At 74.5% G+C, this 20,089-nt stretch carries 21 protein-coding genes; 8 read left to right on the top strand and 13 right to left on the bottom strand.

Annotated features, from left to right (window positions below):
• Nucleotides 1–25 precede the first annotated feature (25 nt).
• The 6 genes from G8D98_RS08850 to G8D98_RS08825 all read left to right on the top strand — a co-directional run bounded on the left by G8D98_RS08850 (nt 26) and on the right by G8D98_RS08825 (nt 6,123).
• Nucleotides 26–1,519: a sugar ABC transporter ATP-binding protein gene (locus tag G8D98_RS08850; protein ID WP_166101822.1), complete on the top strand. Its 1,494-nt coding sequence runs from the start codon at nt 26–28 to the stop codon at nt 1,517–1,519.
• Complete coding sequence (locus tag G8D98_RS08845) at nt 1,516–2,496, top strand: ABC transporter permease (protein ID WP_166101819.1); 981 nt, start codon at nt 1,516–1,518, stop codon at nt 2,494–2,496. Before G8D98_RS08850 ends, G8D98_RS08845 begins: the two co-directional genes overlap by 4 nt.
• On the top strand, nt 2,493–3,359 hold the full coding sequence (locus tag G8D98_RS08840) for an amidohydrolase family protein (protein ID WP_166101818.1): 867 nt from the start codon (nt 2,493–2,495) through the stop codon (nt 3,357–3,359). The genes G8D98_RS08845 and G8D98_RS08840 overlap by 4 nt, the downstream gene beginning before the upstream one ends.
• Nucleotides 3,360–3,420: 61 nt before the next feature.
• Nucleotides 3,421–4,536, top strand: coding sequence for a pyridoxal phosphate-dependent aminotransferase (locus G8D98_RS08835; RefSeq protein WP_166101815.1), 1,116 nt, complete (start codon nt 3,421–3,423; stop codon nt 4,534–4,536).
• Nucleotides 4,533–5,189, top strand: a complete 657-nt coding sequence (locus G8D98_RS08830; protein WP_205859745.1) for a bifunctional 4-hydroxy-2-oxoglutarate aldolase/2-dehydro-3-deoxy-phosphogluconate aldolase — start codon at nt 4,533–4,535, stop codon at nt 5,187–5,189. Before G8D98_RS08835 ends, G8D98_RS08830 begins: the two co-directional genes overlap by 4 nt.
• Nucleotides 5,182–6,123, top strand: a complete 942-nt coding sequence (locus G8D98_RS08825) for a sugar kinase (RefSeq protein ID WP_166101812.1) — start codon at nt 5,182–5,184, stop codon at nt 6,121–6,123. The genes G8D98_RS08830 and G8D98_RS08825 overlap by 8 nt, the downstream gene beginning before the upstream one ends.
• Nucleotides 6,124–6,165: 42 nt before the next feature.
• Here the strand turns inward: G8D98_RS08825 and G8D98_RS08820 are convergent, their stop codons facing one another.
• Nucleotides 6,166–7,410 carry an ROK family protein gene (locus G8D98_RS08820; protein ID WP_205859744.1) on the bottom strand — a complete coding sequence of 415 codons (1,245 nt, stop codon included), beginning with the start codon at nt 7,408–7,410 and terminating at the stop codon, nt 6,166–6,168.
• A gap of 61 nt (nt 7,411–7,471) precedes the next feature.
• On the opposite strand from G8D98_RS08820, the gene xylA reads away from it, so the two are divergent.
• Together xylA and G8D98_RS08810 are read left to right on the top strand one after the other, a co-directional pair.
• Nucleotides 7,472–8,659 (top strand): xylose isomerase, encoded by a 1,188-nt coding sequence (gene xylA / locus G8D98_RS08815; RefSeq protein ID WP_205859750.1) that lies wholly within the window; start codon nt 7,472–7,474, stop codon nt 8,657–8,659.
• A 92-nt stretch (nt 8,660–8,751) separates the two neighbouring features.
• Nucleotides 8,752–9,738: a LacI family DNA-binding transcriptional regulator gene (locus G8D98_RS08810; RefSeq protein WP_166101977.1), complete on the top strand. Its 987-nt coding sequence runs from the start codon at nt 8,752–8,754 to the stop codon at nt 9,736–9,738.
• Nucleotides 9,739–9,772: 34 nt separating this feature from the next.
• Here the strand turns inward: G8D98_RS08810 and G8D98_RS08805 are convergent, their stop codons facing one another.
• From G8D98_RS08805 to G8D98_RS08750, 12 genes are all read right to left on the bottom strand, one after another.
• A complete protein-coding gene (locus G8D98_RS08805; protein WP_166101809.1) occupies nt 9,773–10,483 on the bottom strand; it encodes an ABC transporter permease in 711 nt (236 codons plus the stop codon).
• A 3-nt stretch (nt 10,484–10,486) separates the two neighbouring features.
• Nucleotides 10,487–11,401 (bottom strand): ABC transporter ATP-binding protein, encoded by a 915-nt coding sequence (locus G8D98_RS08800; protein WP_166101807.1) that lies wholly within the window; start codon nt 11,399–11,401, stop codon nt 10,487–10,489.
• Nucleotides 11,398–12,294, bottom strand: a complete 897-nt coding sequence (locus G8D98_RS08795) for an ABC transporter permease (RefSeq protein WP_166101804.1) — start codon at nt 12,292–12,294, stop codon at nt 11,398–11,400. The genes G8D98_RS08800 and G8D98_RS08795 overlap by 4 nt, the downstream gene beginning before the upstream one ends.
• Nucleotides 12,287–13,255, bottom strand: coding sequence for an ABC transporter ATP-binding protein (locus G8D98_RS08790; protein WP_205859743.1), 969 nt, complete (start codon nt 13,253–13,255; stop codon nt 12,287–12,289). Before G8D98_RS08790 ends, G8D98_RS08795 begins: the two co-directional genes overlap by 8 nt.
• Nucleotides 13,256–13,313: 58 nt before the next feature.
• Nucleotides 13,314–13,985, bottom strand: coding sequence for a zinc ribbon domain-containing protein (locus tag G8D98_RS08785; RefSeq protein WP_166101801.1), 672 nt, complete (start codon nt 13,983–13,985; stop codon nt 13,314–13,316).
• 41 nt (nt 13,986–14,026) lie between these two features.
• Nucleotides 14,027–14,719, bottom strand: coding sequence for a substrate-binding domain-containing protein (locus G8D98_RS08780; protein WP_166101799.1), 693 nt, complete (start codon nt 14,717–14,719; stop codon nt 14,027–14,029).
• A gap of 10 nt (nt 14,720–14,729) precedes the next feature.
• On the bottom strand, nt 14,730–15,680 hold the full coding sequence (locus G8D98_RS08775; RefSeq protein WP_166101794.1) for a VOC family protein: 951 nt from the start codon (nt 15,678–15,680) through the stop codon (nt 14,730–14,732).
• Between the two features lie 66 nt (nt 15,681–15,746).
• Complete coding sequence (locus G8D98_RS08770) at nt 15,747–16,373, bottom strand: GntR family transcriptional regulator (RefSeq protein ID WP_166101791.1); 627 nt, start codon at nt 16,371–16,373, stop codon at nt 15,747–15,749.
• Nucleotides 16,374–16,492: 119 nt separating this feature from the next.
• Nucleotides 16,493–17,347 carry an ABC transporter ATP-binding protein gene (locus G8D98_RS08765; protein ID WP_166101788.1) on the bottom strand — a complete coding sequence of 285 codons (855 nt, stop codon included), beginning with the start codon at nt 17,345–17,347 and terminating at the stop codon, nt 16,493–16,495.
• A gap of 1 nt (nt 17,348) precedes the next feature.
• Nucleotides 17,349–18,131, bottom strand: coding sequence for an ABC transporter permease (locus G8D98_RS08760; protein WP_166101785.1), 783 nt, complete (start codon nt 18,129–18,131; stop codon nt 17,349–17,351).
• Entirely contained in the window at nt 18,128–18,946 is an 819-nt protein-coding gene (locus tag G8D98_RS08755; protein ID WP_166101782.1) for an ABC transporter permease, read from the bottom strand. The genes G8D98_RS08760 and G8D98_RS08755 overlap by 4 nt, the downstream gene beginning before the upstream one ends.
• A gap of 68 nt (nt 18,947–19,014) precedes the next feature.
• Entirely contained in the window at nt 19,015–20,034 is a 1,020-nt protein-coding gene (locus G8D98_RS08750; RefSeq protein ID WP_166101780.1) for an ABC transporter substrate-binding protein, read from the bottom strand.
• Nucleotides 20,035–20,089 lie beyond the last annotated feature (55 nt).

Raw genomic sequence — 20,089 nt, 5'->3', positions numbered from 1 at the left:
CGAGGACCGAGGAGCGGAGCCCACCATGCCCGAGACCGCGCTGGGCGCCCGGGGAGTGACCAAGTCCTTCCCGGGCGTCCGGGCCCTCGACGACGTCACGCTCGCGTGCGCGCCGGGCCGGGTCCACGCCCTGCTCGGGGAGAACGGTGCGGGCAAGTCCACGCTGGTGCGGATCCTCACCGGCGACGAGTCGCCCGATGCCGGGACCGTGGTCGTCGCGGACCGGGAGACGCGGCTCGGCGCGCCGCGTGAGGCGCTCGGCCTCGGCATCGTCCCGGTCTACCAGGAGCTCACCGTGCTCCCCGAGATGAGCGTCCTCGACAACGTCCTGCTCGGCCAGGAGCGCTCCCGCCGCGGCCTGCTCGACCGGGGCGCCCAGCGAGAGCTCGCCCGGGCGGCCCTCGCGCGGGTCTCCCTCGAGGACCTGCCGCTCGGCACCCGGACCGGGGAGCTGTCGCTGGCCAACCAGCAGCTCGTGGAGATCGCGCGCGCGATCGCCCGACGCAGCTCCGTGCTCATCCTCGACGAGCCCTCGGCGGTGCTCTCCGGCGACAAGCTGCAGGCGTTGCACGACGTCGTCCGCGCCATCGCCGCCGAGGGGACCGCCGTCGTCTACATCACCCACCTGCTCGAGGAGGTGCCGGCCCTCGCCGACGACCTCACGGTGCTGCGCGACGGCAAGGTCGTCTCCTCCGGCCCGGCCACGGACTACACCACCGACCGGATCGTGCGCGAGATGGTCGGCCGCCAGGTCGACCAGGTCTTCCCCGACCCCGCGCCGCCCGCCGGCGAGGTCGTCCTGCGGGTCAGCGACCTCGTCCCGGTCGGCTCGAGCGCACCACCGGCGCACCTCGAGGTGCGCGCCGGTGAGATCGTCGGTCTCGCCGGGCTCGTCGGGGCGGGCCGCTCCCGCTTCCTGCGCACCCTGGCCGGGGCCCGTGGCCGCTCCCAGGGGGGAGTCGACGTGGGTGGGCGGCGCGTGCGCGGCTCGCTCACCGGGGCGATCGCCGCGGGTGTCGCGCTCGTCCCCGAGGAGCGCAAGCGCGACGGCCTCGTCCTCGACCTCACGGCCGCCCAGAACATCACCCTCACGGACCTGCGCCAGGTCAGCTCGGCCGGGCTCGTGCGCACCGCCCGGGAGAACGCCGCCTTCGACGAGGAGCGCGAGCGTCTGGGCATCAAGGCGTCCGGCCCGGGCCAGCCCACCCGCCAGCTCTCCGGTGGCAACCAGCAGAAGATCGCCATCGCGAAGTGGTTGCGCGTCTCCCCCCGGGTCCTGCTGCTCGACGAGCCGACCCGCGGGGTCGACATCGGTGCCAAGAGCGAGATCTACCGGATCGTGCGCGAGCTCGCGGCGAGCGGGATGGCCATCGTCATCGCCTCGAGCGAGCTGGCCGAGGTCATCGGCCTGGCCCACCGGGTCCTCGTCTTCCGGGACGGCGCGGTCGTCGGGGAGGTCCACCGCGACCCGGACAGCGCCGAGCGGATCATGCACCTGGCCCTGGGGACCGCGTCATGACCAGCGTCGCAGCCCCCCGTGGCTCCCGTGCCCCCCGGCTCGCCGCGTTCTCCGGCCTCGTCCGGCGCGGTGGCGCCGTCTGGGTCATCGTCCTTGCGCTCGTCCTGGCGCTGACGTTCGCCCGCGGGACGGGCTTTTGGAACTCGGGCAACATCGCGGCCGTCCTCGCCGGGGCCGCCGTCCTGGGGCTCGTCGCCCTGGGGCAGCACGTCGTGGTCCTCGGGGGCGGCATCGACCTGTCCGTCGGCTCCATGGTCACGCTGACCTCGTTGCTCACGGCCGTGCTCGTCGACGGCTACCCCATCCGGACGGTGCCCGTCATCGTCGCCATGGTCGTGCTCGGGGCCGCGATGGGCCTGCTCAACGGCTCGCTCGTCAGCGTCGCGAGGCTTCCCCCGTTCATCGTCACCCTCGGCATGCTCTACCTCGTCAGCGGGGTCGCCCTGACCGTCAGCGCCACCCCGGCCGGCCGGGTCACCGCGGCGCTGACCGACTTCTCGCGCGCCACCCTGGGGCCCGTCCCGGCGCCCTTCCTCGTCCTCGTCGCGGCGGTGGCGGCCGTCTGGCTGCTCCTCGCGCGCACCCCGTGGGGGCGCCACCTGTACGCGGTCGGCGGCGACCAGCACGCCGCCCGGGCCGCCGGCGTGCGCGTCCGCCCGGTGCTGCTCGGGGCCTACGTGACCTCCGGGGTGCTGGCGGGCCTCGCCGGGGTCCTCCTCGCCGCACGCTCGGCCATCGGCTCCCCGACGGCCGGCAGCGGTCTCGAGCTGTCGGCGATCACCGCGGTCGTCATCGGTGGGACCTCGCTCCTCGGGGGGCGCGGCAGCCTGCTCGGCACGGTCGGTGGCGTCGCCCTCCTGGCCCTGATCACCAACGCCATCACCCTGCTCCAGCTCCCCTCCACGTGGACCGACCTCGTGCGGGGGCTGATCATCATCGCCGCGGTCGCGGTCTTCGTCGTGCGGCGGCCGCGATGAGCACCGCGGTCGTCGACGCCCACGTGCACGTGTTCGAGCGTGCCGACCGGGTCGCCCGAGGCGTCGACGAGCTCGTACCCGTCGACCGGACCGCCTCCGTGGACGCGCTCGGCGCACGGCTGCGCGCGGCGGGGGTCGACGGCGCCGTGCTCGTGCCGCTCGACCGCCACGACGAGCCGGTGCGTCGTGCCCTCGCCACCTCGCCGTGGGCGGTCGCGGCGGTCGCGGTCGCCGGCGAGGCCGAGCAGGGGCGCGCCGGCGTCGACCCGGTGCAGGCCCTCGAGCGCCGGTGGGAGGGGTTCCCCTTCCGGGCGCTGCGGACGACGTGGCTCGGAGATCCCGGCCGGCCCCTGGAGGACTCGCCGATGCTCCCCACCCTCAGGTGGCTCGCCCGCCGCGGGCTCGCCCTGTGGAGCTACCTGCCGCCCGAGCAGGCGCCGCTGCTCGAGCCGCTCGGCGCCCTCGTCCCCGACCTGGCGGTGGTGCTCAACCACCTCGGCTTCGCACCCTCGGGCATGTGGGTCGACGCCCACGGCCGCCCCCGGTTCGACGGCGCGCTGGCGCCGGCCGAGGTCGAGCGGGTCGAGGGTCTGGCGAGGCACCCGCGTACCCACCTGATGTTCTCGGGGCACTACGCCCTCTCGGCGCAGGACCATCCGTACCCGGACCTCGCCGAGACCTCGCAGCGGCTGGTCGCGGCCTTCGGCGCCGACCGGACCCTGTGGGCCTCGGACTGGCCGTGGGTCGACGCCGTCCCGGGGTACACCGCCACCCTGGACGTGCTCGAGGCGTGCCTGCCCGGGATCACCCCCGGCGAGCGGGCGGACATCCTCGGCGGCACTGTCACCCGACTGCTCACCTGACCACCCGCACGACAAGGAGCCCCGCACCGCGATGCCGACACCCACTCCCCACGCCGCGACCATGCCCCGGTCCGGAATCCGCCGGGTCATGGACGCCGCGTGGGCCTCCGGACGGCCCTTCATCGGGATGCACGTCGGCGAGCCCGACTTCGACCCGCCGGCCCACGTCGCCGCGGCCGGGGCCCAGGCCTACCTCGACGGGGACACGCACTACGTCCCCAACGGCGGCATCCCCGAGCTGACCCGCGCCCTCGTGGAGAAGCTGCGGACGGCCAACGGCATCGAGGTCGCTCCCGAGCAGGTCGTCGTGAGCGCCGGCGGTGCCCAGGCGCTGCACCTGGCGCTGTCCATGACCCTGGCGGCGGGCGAGGAGGTCCTCGTGCCGGACCCGGGGTGGCCGAACTACCGGATGGCCGTCGGGCTCCTCCAGGGGGTCCCCGTCGGGTACCCGCTGCGCCCGGAGCAGGGTTTCGTCCCGGTCGTGGCCGACCTCGAGGCTCTCCTGACGCCACGGACCCGGGTGCTCGTCGTCAACAGCCCGTCCAACCCTCTCGGCACCGTCATCCCCGGGCCCCGGCTCGAGGAGCTCGTCCGGTTCGCCGAGCGGCACGACCTGTGGCTGCTGTCGGACGAGTGCTACGACGCGCTGACCTACGGGGTCGCCCACGTCTCCCCGGCGACCTTCGACCGGACGGGTTGCGTGCTCTCGGCGTTCTCCTTCTCCAAGACCTACGCGATGACCGGGGTGCGCGTGGGGTACCTCGTCTGCCCGGCGTCGGTCGCCCCGGTCGCCGCGAAGCTCCAGGAGCCCATGGTGGCCTGCGTCAACGCCCCGGCGCAGCGGGCCGCCCTGGCCGCGCTCACCGGGCCGCAGGAGCGGGTGCACGAGATGCGCGGCACCTACGACGCGCGCCGCCGGCTGGCTCTGGACCTGCTCGAGCAGGCCGGGATCCCCCACGTCGTCCCGCACGGGGCCTTCTACCTGTGGGCCGACGTCAGCGCCCGGGCCGGTGGGGACGTCGAGTCCTGGGCGGTGCGCCTCCTCGAGCAGGAGCGGGTGGCGGTCGCGCCCGGCACCGCGTTCGGCGCCGGCGGTGAGGGGTGGGTGCGGCTCTCGCTCGCGACGTCCACGGACGACATCCGTGAGGGCATTGCGGCGATCGGGAGGATGGCGTGAGCGGCAGCGGCCGGGACATCGTGCTGGGCGAGCTCGCGGCCAGCCCGGTCGTCGCCATCCTCCGTGGAGGTGACGCGCGAGCCACCTGCGCCGTGGGGCGCACCCTCCTCGGCGAGGGTGTGCGCTGGCTGGAGGTGACGACGAACTCGCCGGGGTGGCAGGACGCCCTCGGGGAGCTCGCCGGCGACGGGTCGCGGGTGGGTGCCGGGACGGTCCGGTCCCCGCAGCAGGTCGACGACGCCGCGGCCGCGGGCGCCACCTTCGTCGTGTCGCCCGACACCGACGGGGCCGTCGGCCGCCGGGCCCTCGAGCTCGGTCTCGCGTGGCTCCCGGGCGCGATGACACCGACGGAGGTCGTCGCCGCCCACCGCCTCGGGGCCACGGCGGTCAAGGTGTTCCCCGTCGGGTCGGTGGGAGGGCCCGAGTACGTCCGGGCGGTCCGGGCACCCCTCGACGACATCCCCCTCGTGCCGACGGGCGGGGTGGCGCTCGGCGACATCCCCGCGTACCTGGCGGCCGGTGCGGTCGCCGTCGGGCTCGGGTCCCCACTCGTCGGGGACTCCCTGCGCGGAGGGTCCCTCGAGGCCCTCGGGGAGCGGGCACGGACCGCGATGGCCGGTGCGGTGGCGAGCGAGGAGGTGGCCCGTGGCTGAGGTCGTCACCCTCGGCGAGGCGATGGGGCGGCTCGCCTCCCAGGGGATCGGCCCCCTGCGCCACTCGGCCGCCCTCGACCTCGGTGTCGCCGGGGCCGAGTCCAACGTCGCGATCGGGCTGGCGCGCCTCGGGGTGCCGGTGCAGTGGGTCGGCCGCGTCGGCGACGACGAGTTCGGCCGGCTCGTCGTCTCCACCCTGCGCGGCGAGGGGGTCGAGGTCCGGGCCGCGGTCGACCCGCGCGCCCGCACCGGGCTGCTCGTGCGAGAACGACGGACGGCGGCCGTCACGCGGGTGACCTACTACCGGGAGGGCAGCGCCGGCTCCCTGCTCGCGGTCGAGGACCTCGACGAGGCAGCGATCGCCTCGGCCCGGCTGCTGCACGTCTCGGGCATCACGCCCGCCCTCGGGCCCTCCGCCCGGGCAGCCCTCGACCGCGCCGTGGCGGTCGCCCGGTCGTCGGGGACGGCGGTCTCGTTCGACGTCAACTTCCGGGCCCGGCTGTGGGCCCCCGACGCGGCCGCCGAGGTCCTCCGCCCGGTGGCCGCGGCCGCCGACGTCGTGTTCGCCGGCCACGCGGAGGCGCGTCTGCTCGTCGGGGACGCCGTGGCGGACGCCGAGCTGGCCGACCGGCTCCACGAGCTCGGGCCCCGGCACGCCGTCGTCAAGCACGGCCGCCATGGCGCGGTCTCGTGCGTCGACGGGGTCGCCCGTACCTCGGCGGTCTTCGAGGTGGCCGAGGTCGACCCGATCGGCGCGGGTGACGCGTTCGCCGCGGGCTACCTCGCCGAGTGGGTGGCGGGGGCCGACCCGGCCACGATGCTCGACACGGCGGCCCGCTGCGGCGCGCTGGCGGCCGCGGTCGACGGCGACTGGGAGGGCCAGCCGTCGCGGGACGAGCTGGCCCTGCTCGCGACGGTCGACGTCGAGCGCTGACCCTCCGGGCGTCCGGCGCCGGCAGGCGCGCCGCGGGGGCGGTCAGCCTCCGGACGGCACGGCGGCCGCGGTGCGGCCCTCGAGCCACGGCCCGGGGTCGGCGACGAGGCGGTGCAGCTCGACGTACGCGGCGCCGAGCGCGGCGGCCACCGGCCGCTCGGGCGCGACCTCGACGACGGGAGTGACCCAGGCCGCCGACAGGACCCGCCGGCCGAGGGTGCGCTCCAGTGTGGGGCGGACGAGCTCCCCGAGCTCACGCAGGTGGCCTCCGAGGACGATGACCGGCACGTCGAGGACGTTGACGACCGCCGAGAGCGCGATGCCCAGGCCGGCGGCGGCCCGCTCGACCGCCTCGCGGGCGCGCGCGTCGCCTGCGGTGGCGCGGCGGGCGACCTCGCTCGTGCGCGTCGTCTCGGGCAGGCCCGCGGCGGCGGCCAGCGCCCGGGCACCGGCGTACTGCTCGAGGCACCCCGTGCTCCCGCACGCGCACGCGGGGCCGGCGGGGTCGACGGTCACGTGGCCCACCTCGCCGGCCCAGCCGTGCCGGCCGCGGACGGGGTGGCCGTCCAGGACGACCGCGCCGCCGATGCCGGTGGACCCCGAGAGGTAGACGAAGTCGCGGTGGGTGCCCGGCCGTCCGGGGGCCGCGAACGAGATGGGGACGGCGGCCAGCTCCGCCTCGTTGCCCACCGCCACGGCTGCGAGCCCGGGCAGGTCGGGGAGCAGCTCGGCCACGGGGACGTCGGACCAGCCGAGGTTCGGCGCACGCAGCAGGACCCCGTCGTCGGCGACGATCCCCGGGAGCGCGAGCCGGGCACCGACGACGAGCACGTCGGGCGCGTCGGCGAGGGCCCGGTGGGCCAGCCGGGCGAGCCGGCGCAGCACGGGTGCGGGCCGCGAGCCGCGCAGGTCGTCGTCCTCGACGCGTTCGGCGCGCACGGCGCCGGTGAGGTCGACGACCACGGCCGCCACCCGGTCGACGTCGACCTGCAGCCCGAGCGCCCCGAGCGTGCTCCCGGGCCCGAGCGGCGTCCCCGGGCGGCCGGGGCCGCGTGGACGACCGGCCTGCGCCCCGAGCTCCTCGAGCAGACCGCCGGCGAGCAGGTCGTCGACGAGCCGGGCGGCGGTGGCCCGGGTGGTGGCGGTGGCGAGCGCCAGGTCGGCCCGGGTCGGCGGGGTGGGGCAGGCCAGGGCGGCCGAGAGCACCCGGGCGAGGTTGACCGCCCGCACCCCGCCGGCGTCGACCGCCACCGGGGACGGCGCTCCTCCACGCGTCGGCCGGCTCACGTCTTGACCGTACCCCGGACGGCGTATTAGTTTCATCATTGAACAAAACACACAGGAGATGATGACGATGTCGCCGAGGACGCCGACCGCCGAGGACCGCTTCTCGTTCGGGCTGTGGACCGTGGGCTGGACGGGCACCGACCCGTTCGGCGGTCCGAGCCGCCCCGCGCTGGACCCGTGGGAGTACGCCGACCGGCTCGCCGAGCTCGGGGCGTGGGGGATCACCTTCCACGACAACGACGTCTACCCCTTCGACGCCGACGAGCAGACCATCCGCGAGCGGGTGGGCCGGCTGCGCTCTGCCGCCGACGCCTCCGGCCTGGTCATCGAGATGGTCACGACGAACACCTTCAGCCACCCCGTCTTCAAGGACGGCGGCCTGACGAGCAACGACCGCTCGGTGCGCCGGTTCGGGCTGCGCAAGGTCATCCACGCCGTCGACCTCGCCGCGGAGCTCGGGGCGACGACGTTCGTCATGTGGGGTGGCCGCGAGGGCAGCGAGTACGACGGCAGCAAGGACCTCCACTCCGCGTTCGCGCGCTACAAGGAGGGCCTGGACACCGTCGCCGGCTACATCAAGTCCAAGGGCTACGACCTGCGGATCGCCCTGGAGCCCAAGCCGAACGAGCCGCGCGGCGACATCTTCCTGCCGACCGTCGGGCACGCCCTGGCGATGATCGCCGAGCTCGAGCACGGCGACATCGTCGGGCTGAACCCGGAGACCGGCCACGAGCAGATGGCCAACCTCAACTACACCCACCAGCTCGGGCAGGCACTGTGGTCCGGCAAGCTCTTCCACCTCGACCTCAACGGCCAGCGCGGGTTGAAGTACGACCAGGACCTCGTCTTCGGCCACGGTGACCTGCTCTCCGCGTTCTTCACCGTCGACCTGCTCGAGAACGGGTTCCCGGGCAACCCGGACGCCCCGCGCTACACCGGCCCCCGGCACTTCGACTACAAGCCGTCGCGGACCGAGTACCTCGAGGGTGTGTGGGAGTCGGCCAAGGCGTGCATGAGCACGTACCTGCTGCTCGCCGAGAAGGCCAGGGCGTTCCGCGCCGACCCGCGGGTCACCGAGGCGATGGAGTACGCCGGGGTCGGGACGCTCGTGGAGCCCACCCTCGATGAGGGGGAGTCCCTGGCGGACTTCCTCGCGACCGACGACGGCTTCGACGTCGAGAAGGCCGCCGAGCGCGACTTCGGCTTCGTCCGGCTCAACCAGCTCGCCGTGGAGCACCTCACCTCCTGACCCGAGCCGGTGTCCGACACCGTGATCGGCCGCCGCCCGGCACGCCCTCGGTCGGTAGGATCGGGGGCGTGCAGCCGGTCGGGCGAGTGAAGATGGCCGACGTCGCGCGCGCCGCCGGGGTCTCCGTCGCCACGGTGTCCAAGGTGGTCAACGGCCGCTACGGCGTCTCCCCGGCCACCCACGACAAGGTGCTCGGCGTCATCGCCGACCTCGGCTACGAGGCCAGCCTCGGCGCTCGCAGCCTGCGCAGCCTGCGGACCAACGTCATCGGCGTGCTCGTCGCGGAGTTCGAGCCGTTCAGCACCGAGCTGCTCAAGGGCGTCTCGGCGGCCATCGGCGAGACGAGGTACGAGCTCATCGCCCACTCAGGGCGCCACCACGGGGACCAGGTGGGCTGGGAGCGTCGCTCGCTCGCCCGGCTCGGCGGCTCGGTCATCGACGGGGCGATCGTCGTGACCCCGACGGTCGTCGACGCCCGCGACGGCGGCATCCCCGTCGTCGCGGTCGACCCGCACACCGGGCCGAGCGACGTCCCCACCGTCGACGCCGACAACCTCGGCGGTGCCGTCACCGCGACCGAGCACCTGCTCGCCCTCGGCCACCGGCGCGTCGCGTTCCTCGGGGGGCGCACCGACCTGGAGTCGGCACGGCTGCGGGAAAAGGGCTTCCGCGAGGCGATGCGGCGGGCCGGGGTGCCGGTGGACGAGTCCCTCGTCGTGGTCGGCGGGTACCGGGCCGAGTCGGCGGAGGCGCCCGCCCGAGCTCTCCTCTCGCGCGCCGAGCGGCCCACGGCCGTGTTCGCGGCGAACGACCTCAGCGCCATCCGCACGATGGACGTCGCTCGCTCCCTCGGGCTCGACGTCCCGGGGGACCTGTCGGTCGTCGGCTTCGACAACGTGCCCGAGTCGGCCCTGTCGACGCCGGCGCTCACGACGATCGCCCAGCCCCTGCAGGAGATCGGGGCCACCGCGTTGCGGATCCTCGTCTCCCTCCTCGACGGCGAGGGGAGCAGCCCCGGCCACGCGCGGCTGCCCACGACGATGGTCGAGCGTGCGTCGTGCGCGCCACCCCCGGCCTGAGGAGCCCCGACCGGGTCACCGAGCCGTCGGCGGGCTACTCGTCGCCGCGGAGGGTGAACGAGCGCAGCCGGTCGCCCGCGAACCACACCGTCACGAGGGTGACGAGCGCGGCGGCGACGAGCGAGTAGACCAGCCCGGTGCTCGCCTCGTCGGCGAGCAGGGGGCTCACCTCGCCCGCCACGGCGCGACCCCACGCCCCCACCGAGAGCCAGCGCACGCCGGCGAGCAGCGACCCGAGCACGCCCTCCCAGAACAGGGTGTAGAGCAGGCCGACGACGACGGCGTGCCGGGTCAGCGCGGCCAGGGCCAGGAAGAGGGCCGAGTACGCCGTCCCGGCCACCGCCCCGCCCAGGCCGAGGGCCAGCGCACGGCGCCCGAGCGAGGGGTCGAGGACGAGCGCGGCCAGCGCGAGCGGCAGCGCGCCGAGCACCATCGTCGTCGCCCACGCGGTGGCGTACTTGCTCACGACGACGACGTGCCGGCTCACCGGCTTGGCGAGCAGGTAGACGATCGAGCCGTCGTCGACCTCGGGCCCGAGCACCGCGCTCGAGGCGAGCAGCGCGACGAGTGGCAGGGCGAGGGTCAGCCCGAGCCCGGCCGTGGCCTGGAAGCCCACGTCGCCGTCGGTCAGCAGGCGCACGACGACGGCCAGCAGCAGCAGCGCCACGGGCACGAGCACGAGCACGATCCCGCGGCGGCGGCCGAGCACGGCCTGGGCCGAGAGCCGGATGATCGTACGGTTCACCGCTCAGCCCCCCACCAGGTAGGAGAAGACGCTCTCGAGGGAGTCGTCGGTCGGGCGCACCTCGAGGATGCGGGTGCCGTGCTCGCGGGCGACCCGCGGCAGCCGGAGCGCGAAGGCGCCGAAGTCGGACACGGAGACGTCGACGCCGCCGTCCGTGCGCAGCGCCACGGCGAGGACCGAGGGCTCGGCGATGAGCCGCGAGGCGAGCCCCCGGTCGTCGTCGGCGACGATGACGTACTGGACCGGGCGGTCGGTCATCAGCCGCCGGATCTCGCCGAACTCCCCGGAGGCTGCGTGCCGGCCGGAGACGACGACCTCGATCTGGCGGGCGACCTGCTCGACCTCCTCGAGGATGTGCGAGCTGAACAGCACGGTGCGCCCCTCGGCCCCCATCCGGCGCAGCAGTGCCATGAGATGCAGGCGCTGACGCGGGTCGACCCCGTTGAAGGGCTCGTCGAGCAGCAGCACGGCGGGGTCGTGGACGAGCGCGGAGGCCAGCTTGACCCGCTGGCGCATCCCCTTGGAGTAGGTGCCGATCCGGCGCCCGGCCGGCTCGAGCAGGTCGACGACCTCGAGGGCGCGCCGGGTCGCGGCCCCGGGGTCCCGCAGACCGTGCAGCTCGGCGTTGGCCAGGACGAACTGCCGGCCGGTGAGGTAGCCGAAGCTGACCTCCCGCTCGGGGACCAGCCCGAGGGTCCGGTAGGCGCCGGTGTTGCGCCACACCGGTTCCCCGTCGAGGGTCACCGCGCCCGCGGACGGAGCGAGGAAGCCGGACATCAGGGCGATGAGGGTCGTCTTCCCGGCGCCGTTGGGTCCGAGCAGCCCGGTGATGCCGGGGCCCACGGACATGGTGATGCCGTTGACGGCGACGACGTTGCCGAACCATCGCGAGGTCTGCTCCAGGCGCAGCACGCTCACGACGTCGCCACCCTCCGGTAGCGCAGGACGAGGGCGCCGAGGCAGGCCGCCGACAGGCCGACCAGGACCGCGACGTAGGCCAGCTCCATCCCCGTCGACGCCGGCGGCGTCGGGGCCTCGACCCCCGTCCAGGCGGACATCAGCCCGCGGTAGAGCGAGTACGGCGAGAACAGCCCGGTGACCTCACCGATCCGGGGCCGGCCCTCCGCGCCGGCGATGCCCTGGACGGCGGTGACGATGCCGTTGGCGATGAGCAGCAGGGCGATCGTCGCGACGACGGCGAAGCCCCGGCGCGTGGACCAGGACGCGACGAGGCCGGCGACGCCGGCGAGCGAGAGGGCGAGCAGGACGACCAGCCCGAGGGCGACCGCGACGTCCCGGGTCTGCTCGGCGACGTCGAGCTCGCTGAGCAGGGCGGCGCCGTAGAGGACGAGGACGGGCAGGACGAGGAAGACCAGGGTGGCGCCGAGCAGCGAGACCCAGCGGGCCAGGGCGTAGGTCCCCGACCCGAGCGGCCGGGCGAGGTACAGGGCGATCGTGCCGTGCCGCAGGTCGCGCGAGAAGAGCACCGGGGCCTGGGCGGCGACGAACACCCCGACGAGCACCTGGGTCGTCGACGCGTACTCGGCGTAGCCGATCGGCAGGCTGTCGAGCCCGACGAGCACCATGACCCCGGCGACGATGACCGCGGGCAGGAGGTTCAGGGCGAGCAGGGCGAACGGCAGCACCTTCGAGCGGCCCGAGCGGCCGAGGCCGAAGGCGTTGCGCAGCCCCGTGCCGACGAGCGAGCGGGCGATCGCGCCCTGCCCGAGCCGGGGCCCGGTGTACGGGCGGTAGCCCAGGTCGTGGATGACGCTGCGCCCCTCGGGGGTCGCGGCCGACGGGTCAGTCACGGGGCACCTCCTCGGCGTGGTCGGCCGGCCGGCCGTCGGAGGGCTGCTCGGCGAAGACGTCCTCGAGGTGGCGGTGGTCGGCCTGCATCCGCACCAGCCCGAGGCCGAGGTCGCTCGCCGCGTCCCGGACGACGTCGCGCACGTCGGGCCCGCTGCCGGTGAGGTCCACGGACAGCGCCGACCCGCGCTCGCGCACCCCGATGCCGGCGGTCGCGAGGGCGGTCGCCATCCGGCCCTGGGCGTCCTCGCCGAGGACCTCCACGAGCAGGGTGCCGGTGGCGTCGAGGAACTCGTCGGTCCGGGAGGCCCGCAGCAGCCGGCCGGCGTCGAGGACGACGACGTGGTCGCTCACCCGCTCCAGCTCGCCGAGCAGGTGCGAGGTGACGATGACCGCGATGCCGAAGTCGTGCCCGATCCGGCGCACGAGCCCGAGCATCTCGTCGCGGGCGGCCGGGTCCAGGCCGTTGGTCGGCTCGTCGAGCAGGACGAGGCGTGGGTCGTGCGCGAGGGCCTGGGCCAGCTTGGCCTTCTGCTTCATCCCCGTCGAGTACCCCCCCATCGGCCGGTAGCGCTCCTCGGCGAGGCCGACGTGGCGCAGGACCTCGGCCGCTCGTTCGCGGGCCGCGAGGCGCGGCAGGCCGGACATCATCGCCAGGTGCACGACGAAGTCGCTCGCGCTGACGTCCGGGGGGAGGCAGTCGTGCTCGGGCAGGTAGCCGACGGTCGCCCGGACCTGCGGGCCCTCCTCCTCGACGTCGTGGCCGAGGACCTCGGCCCGCCCGGAGGTCGCGGGCACGAGCCCGAGGAGGATCTTCAGCAGGGTGGACTTGCCCGCGCCGTTGGCACCGACGAGGCCGGTCGTGCCCTCGCCGATGTCGAGGGTCAGCGAGTCCAGGGCGAGCACCGGACCGTAGTCCTTGGTGAGCCCCTCGACCCGCACCACCGGCTGCACGCTGCTCACCCTAGCCTCGCGCGGCGGGGGGCACGTGGTGGGAGTGTGGGGAGGGTGTGGAGGTCTGCTAGCCCTCGGGCAGCGCGACGTAGACCAGCGCGTCGGTGCCCCCGCGGCACTCCACCGGCGCGGTGTTGTCGCACGTCATCGTGTAGCGCTTGGTCGTCACCGGCGAGCGCACCGTCAAGGTCGCCGGCAGCTTCGGGTCCCGGGCGGCGAGCGCCTCGGCCACCTCGACGGCGAAGGCGCAGCTCGTCACCTCGTTGCCGCTGTAGGCGGTGACGCCGTCCCCGGCGCCGGGGCACCGGCTCGCCGTGTGCGTCATGTTGATGTCACGCGGGGGCTGCATGGTCGCGGAGGAGCGCGCCGGGGAGGGGGAGGCGGAGCTCTCGTCGGCTGAGGCGGGGGAGGGGGTCGGGGTCCCGCTGGACCGCGTGGCCGGCGCCGCGGACGACGCCGAGCCGTCGCCGCCGCTGCGGGGCGTGACGACCCAGACGATCCCGGCGACGAGCAGCAGGGCGCCGAGCGAGACGAGCAGGACGCCGAGCAGCCCGCTGTGCGAGGCCTCCTCACGCTCGTCCTGTACGGGCTCGCCCTCCTCGGCGCGGCCGTCCGTCATCAGCTCCTCGAAGAGGGAGCCACGAGCGGCCGCCTCGGCCGCGGCGAGGTCGACGCCGCACACGGGGCAGAACCGGTCGCCGGCGTGGACCTCGGCGCCGCACTCGGCACACGTTCTCACGGCAGTCTCCGTCGGTGGGGGTGGTCACTGACCCCGACACCCTAGCCAGGTCGGGCCGGGAGCATGCCGTGCGCGCGGACGAGGTGGGAGAGCTCGTCGCCGGCGAGGAGGGCCAGGACGCGCTCCGCCAGCGCCGGGTGGGCCGACCCGGCGGCCACCGCACCGGCGAAGGTCGTCGTCAGGGCGGCGGGGCCGGGCAGCGGCCCGACGACGCGTACCCCCTCGATCCCGGTGAGCTCGCTGCGCTGCTGCACGCCCACCTCGGCCACTCCTTGCGCGAGCAGCCGGCCGACGGGCACTCCCGGTGGCGCCTGGACGAGGCGGAGCGTGCCGGCCAGACCCCACTCCTCGAGCCGGGCGACGAGCGCGGTGCCGCTCGGCCCCGTCGAGTACGCGACACCGTCGGCGCTGCGGAGGACGTCGCGCAGCTGGGCGAGGGTGCGCAGGGGCGGTGGCTGGGCCGAGGAGCGCACGGCGAGCACCGCGTCGGACGTGAACAGCGCGGTGACCGTCGCCGGGTGCACCGACCCCTCCGTCGACAGCCCGCGCAGGGCGTCCTCGGCGAGGACGACGAGGTCGACGGGCTCGCCGCGGCGCATCCGACGGGCCACCTCGACGCCTCCGGCGGAGGCGGTGCGCACGGTGAGACCGTGCTCCCGGTGGAGGTGGTCCGTGGCCGCGTCCAGCAGCCGCTCGGGGGCCCTCGAGGAGAGCAGGCGCAGGGCGGGGCTCATCGGAGAGGCCTCACTCCCCGACGGGCGGGGTGCCGTGGGTGTGGAAGCTCTCGATGGTCTTCAGCCCCCACGCCTGGCCCTTGGCGCGCTCGGCCTCGGTCCAGGTGACCGGGGGAGAGTCCGGGGAGAGGAGCAGCCTGGCCCCCGCGTTGCACAGCTCGACCCGGTTGCCACCCGGCTCGTAGACGTAGAGGAAGAAGGTCTGCTGGATCGCGTGCTTGTGTGGCCCGGTCTCGATGAAGACGTCGTTGTCGAGGAACACGTCGGCGGCCCGCAGGATGTCCTCCCGGGTGTCGGTGGCGAAGGCGATGTGGTGCAGGCGCCCCCGCAAGCCAGTCCAGTCGGTGGTGTGGACCAGGTCGTAGCTCTTGTCGGTGACGGTGTACCAGCAGGCCGCCTGCGTTCCGTCGTCGAGGACGATCTGCTCGGAGAGTCGGGCACCGAGCGCGTCGGCGAGGAAGGAGCCGTTGGCGGCGACGTCCCGGGCGAGGTAGTTGACGTGGTCCAGGCGGCGCACGGTGGCACCGCGGCCGGGGAACGCGGCGGCCTGGTTCTTCAGCGACGGCCGCAGGCGCTCCGGCGGCCGGTACGGCTCCGACTCCCAGTACAACGCCAGGAGGTGGCCGTCCGGGTCGGGCACGACGTACGTCGGGCCCAGGCCGGGCGCACCTTCCTCCCACGAGCCGCGATGCCCGCGCTCCTCGAGGGCCGCCACCCGTCGCTCGAGCGCCGCGGGTCCGGCGGTGCGCAGCCAGGTCCGCCCGATGCCCGAGGTCTCGTGCGCGACGACGCGCAGGGTGAAGCCCTCGTAGTCGTCCCAGCAGTGCAGGTGGACCACCCCGTCCTCGCGGCGCACCTCGTCCAGGCCGAGGAGACGGACGAAGAAGTCGGTGGTCGCCTCGAGATCCGGCGTGCGCAGCTCGACGGCGGAGAGGTGGGCGATGTCACGGATGCGCTCCACGGGTGCTCCCTGGGGGGTCGGGCGGAAACGGCGGGCCGGTTCCGGGGGACGGTCGGGTGTCGGCGCTCAGCGGATCTCGCGCAGCGCCTCGATGACGCTCGCGATGTGGGCGCGCATGGCGGCCTCGGCGGCCGCCGGGTCGCGGGACGCGACCGCCTCGATGACCCGCTCGTGCTGGGCCAGTGAGACCGCCGAGCGTCCCGGCCGCAGCGCGAGCTGGAACTGGTGGCGCACCATCTGGCCGCGCAGCTCCTCGATGATCCGCTGGGCCAGGCCGTGGCCGGCGATGTCGCGGATCTTGCCGTGCAGCCGGGCGTTGAGGTCGCTGTAGCGCAGCGGTTCGCCCGCGGCGACGGCTTCGCGCATCTCCTGGCCGATCGCCTCGAGCTCGGCGACGTCCTCGGTCGTCGCGAGCTCGGCCGCACGGGCGGCGACGAGACCCTCGATGACCATCCGCACCTGGGTGATCTCGACGGCCTCCTCGAGGGTGATCTCCCGGATCCGTGCCCCCCGGTTGCGCTGCAGCTCCACGAGGCCCTGGGCCTCGAGGGTCCGCAGCGCCGAGCGCACGGTGAACCGGCTCGCGCCGAAGCGCTCGCACAGCTCGGCCTCGACGAGGCGCTGGTTCGGTGCCAGCTCCCCGCGCAGGATCGCCTCGCGCAGGCCCTCGACGACGGTGCTGTCGGTGGCCATCGCGATCCTTCCTCGGCGTGCTGTGGGCAGGTCGGTCTGCTGGGTGGGAGGGTAGCCGTTCGCCCGCCGGCCCCCGCTCGGCCGGAGCGACCCGCGCGACCCGCGGTGGTCGGTCGTGCTCATGAGGCCGGCCCCGCGTCGTCCTCGGGCCGGTGCCCCGCCTTGGCGCGCTGGATGAGCTCGTAGACGTGTCCGCGCAGCTCCGCGAAGCGGTGCGTCCCCCGGGTGCCCAGCTGGTCGCGCTCGTCGGGCAGGTCGACGGTGACGTCCTCGAGCAGGACCGTGGGGCGGTTGGACAGCACGAGCACCCGTTGCCCGAGGTAGACCGACTCGTCGATGTCGTGGGTGACGAACAGCACGGTGACGCCGAGCCGGTGCCACAGGTCGCGGACGAGGTCCTCGAGGTCGGCGCGGGTCTGGGCGTCGACGGCGGCGAACGGCTCGTCCATGATGAGCACCGTGGGCTCGTAGGCGACGGCGCGGGCGATGGCCACCCGCTGCTGCATGCCCCCCGAGAGCTGCCACGGGTGGGCCTCGCCGGAGTCGCCGAGCCCGACCGCGGCGAGGGCGTCGGCGACGACGCGCCGCCGCTCGGCCTTGGGGACTCTACGTTCGATGAGCGGCCGCTCGACGTTCTGCTGCACCGTCATCCACGGGAAGAGGCTGCGCCCGTACTCCTGGAAGACGACCGCCATGCCGCGTGGTGGGCCGGTGACCCGCTCGCCGTCGAGCACGATCTCCCCGGCGGTGACGTCGAGCAGGCCGGCGATGCACCGCAGCAGCGTGGTCTTCCCCGCGCCCGACGGGCCCACGATGCACGTCAGCTGGCCTCGCGGGACCGAGAAGCTGAGCTCGCGGATCGCCTCGACCGAGCGGCCCTGGCCGCCGTAGGTCTTCTGCAGGCCGCGCACGTCGAGGGCGACGTCGGTCGCGGCGGCCTCCGGGGCGGTCGTGGTGGGCTCGGTGGTAGCCATGTCAGGCTCCTCGGTTGGCGTCGCGCAGACCGCGGTACCAGGCGAGGGCGCGGTGCTCGACGAGACGGAAGATCAGGGAGAGCAGGAAGCCGAGCACGCCGAGCAGGATGATGCCGGTCCACATCTGCGGGATGGCGAAGCTGCGCTGGAACTGGACGATCGAGGCGCCAAGGCCGCGGTCGGCGCCGAACAGCTCGGAGATGACCATGAGGATGACCCCGATCGAGAGGGCCTGGCGCGCGCCGGCGGCGATCTGCGGGCTCGACCCGCGCAGCGTGAGGTGGACGAGCTGCGAGCGGCGGCGGAGGTGGTAGCAGCGCGCGGTGTCGACGAGGACCTCGTCGACGGCGCGGACCCCCTCCACCGTGTTGAGCAGCACTGGCCACAGGCATCCGATGGCGATGGTGACCACCTTGGACGCCGACCCCGTGTAGCCGGCGAAGAGGGCGATGACCGGCACGAGCACCGGCGGCGGGATCGCTCGGAAGAACTCCAGGGTGGGCTCGGCGAAGGCCCGCACCCGGCGGTGGAGGCCGATCGGCACCCCGAGGGCGACGCCGAGGACGAGGGCGAGCAGGTAGCCGGCGAGCAGCCGCAGCACACTCGGCAGGACGTCCTCGCCGAGACGTCCGGTGAGCCAGGTGTCGGGGAACGTCGCGACGATGGTGCGCAGCGGGGGCCAGAAGAAGCTGTCGCTGCCGGCCGAGGCCACCCACCACAGCGCGACGAGCACGGCGGGCAGCCCGGCGGTGTAGCCGACGCGACGCAGGATGCGGGCGGTCACGAGGCCTCCCGGCGGACGCTGGGGTGCCAGCGCAGGACACGCCGCTCGAGGACCCGGGCGAGCACGTTGACGAGCACGCCGACGAGCCCCACCGCGATGACGAGGGCGTAGGTCTCCGGGACCGCCCCCGAGGACTGGGCGACGCCGATGGCCTGGCCCAGGCCGGGGACGCCGATGACGAGCTCGGCGGTGACCTCGAGGATGAGGGCGACCGCGGCGGCCAGCCGGAAGCCGGTGACGACGTAGGGGAGGGCGGTGGGCCACACGACGTTCCACCCGGTGGACAGGAACGAGAACCGGTAGGAGCGGGCGGTGTCACGGGCGACCGGGTCGACGTCGGCGACACCGTAGAGCACCTGGACGAGCACCTGCCAGGTCGCCGCGTAGACGACGAGCACGAGGGCCGACGGTGGCCGGCTGCCGAAGACGAGGACGACGAGCGGGATGAGGGCGACCGACGGGATCGGCCGGAGGAACTCGATCGTCGAGGCGGTCACCTCGCGCAGCACCCGGAAGCTGCCGATGAGCAACCCGAGGGCGACCCCGAGTGCCATCGCGACGGCGAGCCCGGCGGCCCAGCCCCGCAGCGTCAGCCCGAGCAGGCGCCAGAAGTCGGCGTCGGCGAGGACGCCTCCGAGGGCCCGGAGGATCTCGCTCGTCGGCGGCAGGTAGCCGGGGTTGACCAGCCCGGTCCGCGGGAGGACCTCGACGACGGCCGCGACCGTGAGCAGGCCGAGGACGCCGAGCGCGCCGTCACCCGACGGCAGGGGGACGCGGCGCCGGGGGGCGGGGACGTCGGTGGTGGTCGCGGTCATGCAGGCTCCTCGCCTGGTCGTCCGGGGATGGGCGGTGGTCCCTCGCGCGGGGCGAGGGACCACCGGCCTCACGGCAGGAGGGTCGAGATGTCGACGTCCTTCTCGAAGAGCCCGTCCTGCATGCCGAGGTCGGCGAGCTGCTGGACGGTGTCCTCGGTGATCTGCTCGTCCCACTGGGGGAGCACGACCTTCTGGGTGGCTGCCTCGTCGATCTTCGTGTACTGCAGGAGGATCGCGCGGGCCTCGTCCGGGTGCTCCTGGGCGTAGGTGAGCGACTCGTCCATCGCGGCCGCGAACGCCTCGACCGTGTCGGGGTGGCTCTGCGCGTAGGTGGTGGAGGTGAAGTACATCGCCACCTGGAGGTCGGGGGCGACGCCCGCGTAGTTGGAGCCGATGTTCTCCAGGCCGTCGGCGGCGCCCGTGGTGACGAAGGGCTCGACGACCTGGCCGGCGTCCACGTCGCCCTTCTCGACCGCGGCGGGGATGTCGGGGAAGGCGAGCTCGACGTAGTCGATGCCGGAGGGGTCGCCGCCGTCGGCCCGCACGAGGGCGTTGGTCGTCGTCGTGTTGATGTTGTTCAACGTGTTGACGGCGACCTTCTTGCCCGCGAGGTCCTTGGGGCTGGAGATCCCGCTGTCGGAGCGCACGAGGATGCCGGCGAAGTCCTCCTCGGGGTCGTCGGTGCCCTGGTTGCCCGAGGCCACGACCTTGACCGGCAGGCCCTTGTCGGTGGCGAGCAGCAGGGAGGTGGTGTTGCTGAAGCCGAACTGGTACTGGTCGCTGACGACGCCGGGGACGATGGCCGCACCACCCTGGGCGAGCTCGAGGTCGAGCTCGAGGCCGTGGTCGGCGAAGAACCCCTGGTCGACGCCGAGGTAGATGGGCGCGACGTCGATGATCGGGATGACGCCGACGGAGACGGTGCTCGTCTCCCCGGAGGCGCTCGACGCGCCGTCGCTGCTGGACGAGTCGCCCAGCGAGCCGTCGCCCGAGCCGCACGCTGCGAGCACGAGGGCGGCGGCCGATCCGGCGGCGACGAGTCCGGCGCGGCGGGTGATCCGCCGCGATGAGGTCCTGGGCAGGTGCATGGCTGGGCTCCTCCTCGAGTCCGACACCGCTCGCCGTCGAGGGTGCCTCCGCGGA

The sequence above is a fragment of the Phycicoccus endophyticus genome, from assembly GCF_011326735.1.
Classification (GTDB): Bacteria; Actinomycetota; Actinomycetes; order Actinomycetales; family Dermatophilaceae; genus Phycicoccus; species Phycicoccus endophyticus.
This window is presented reverse-complemented; position numbering and strand designations above follow the sequence as displayed.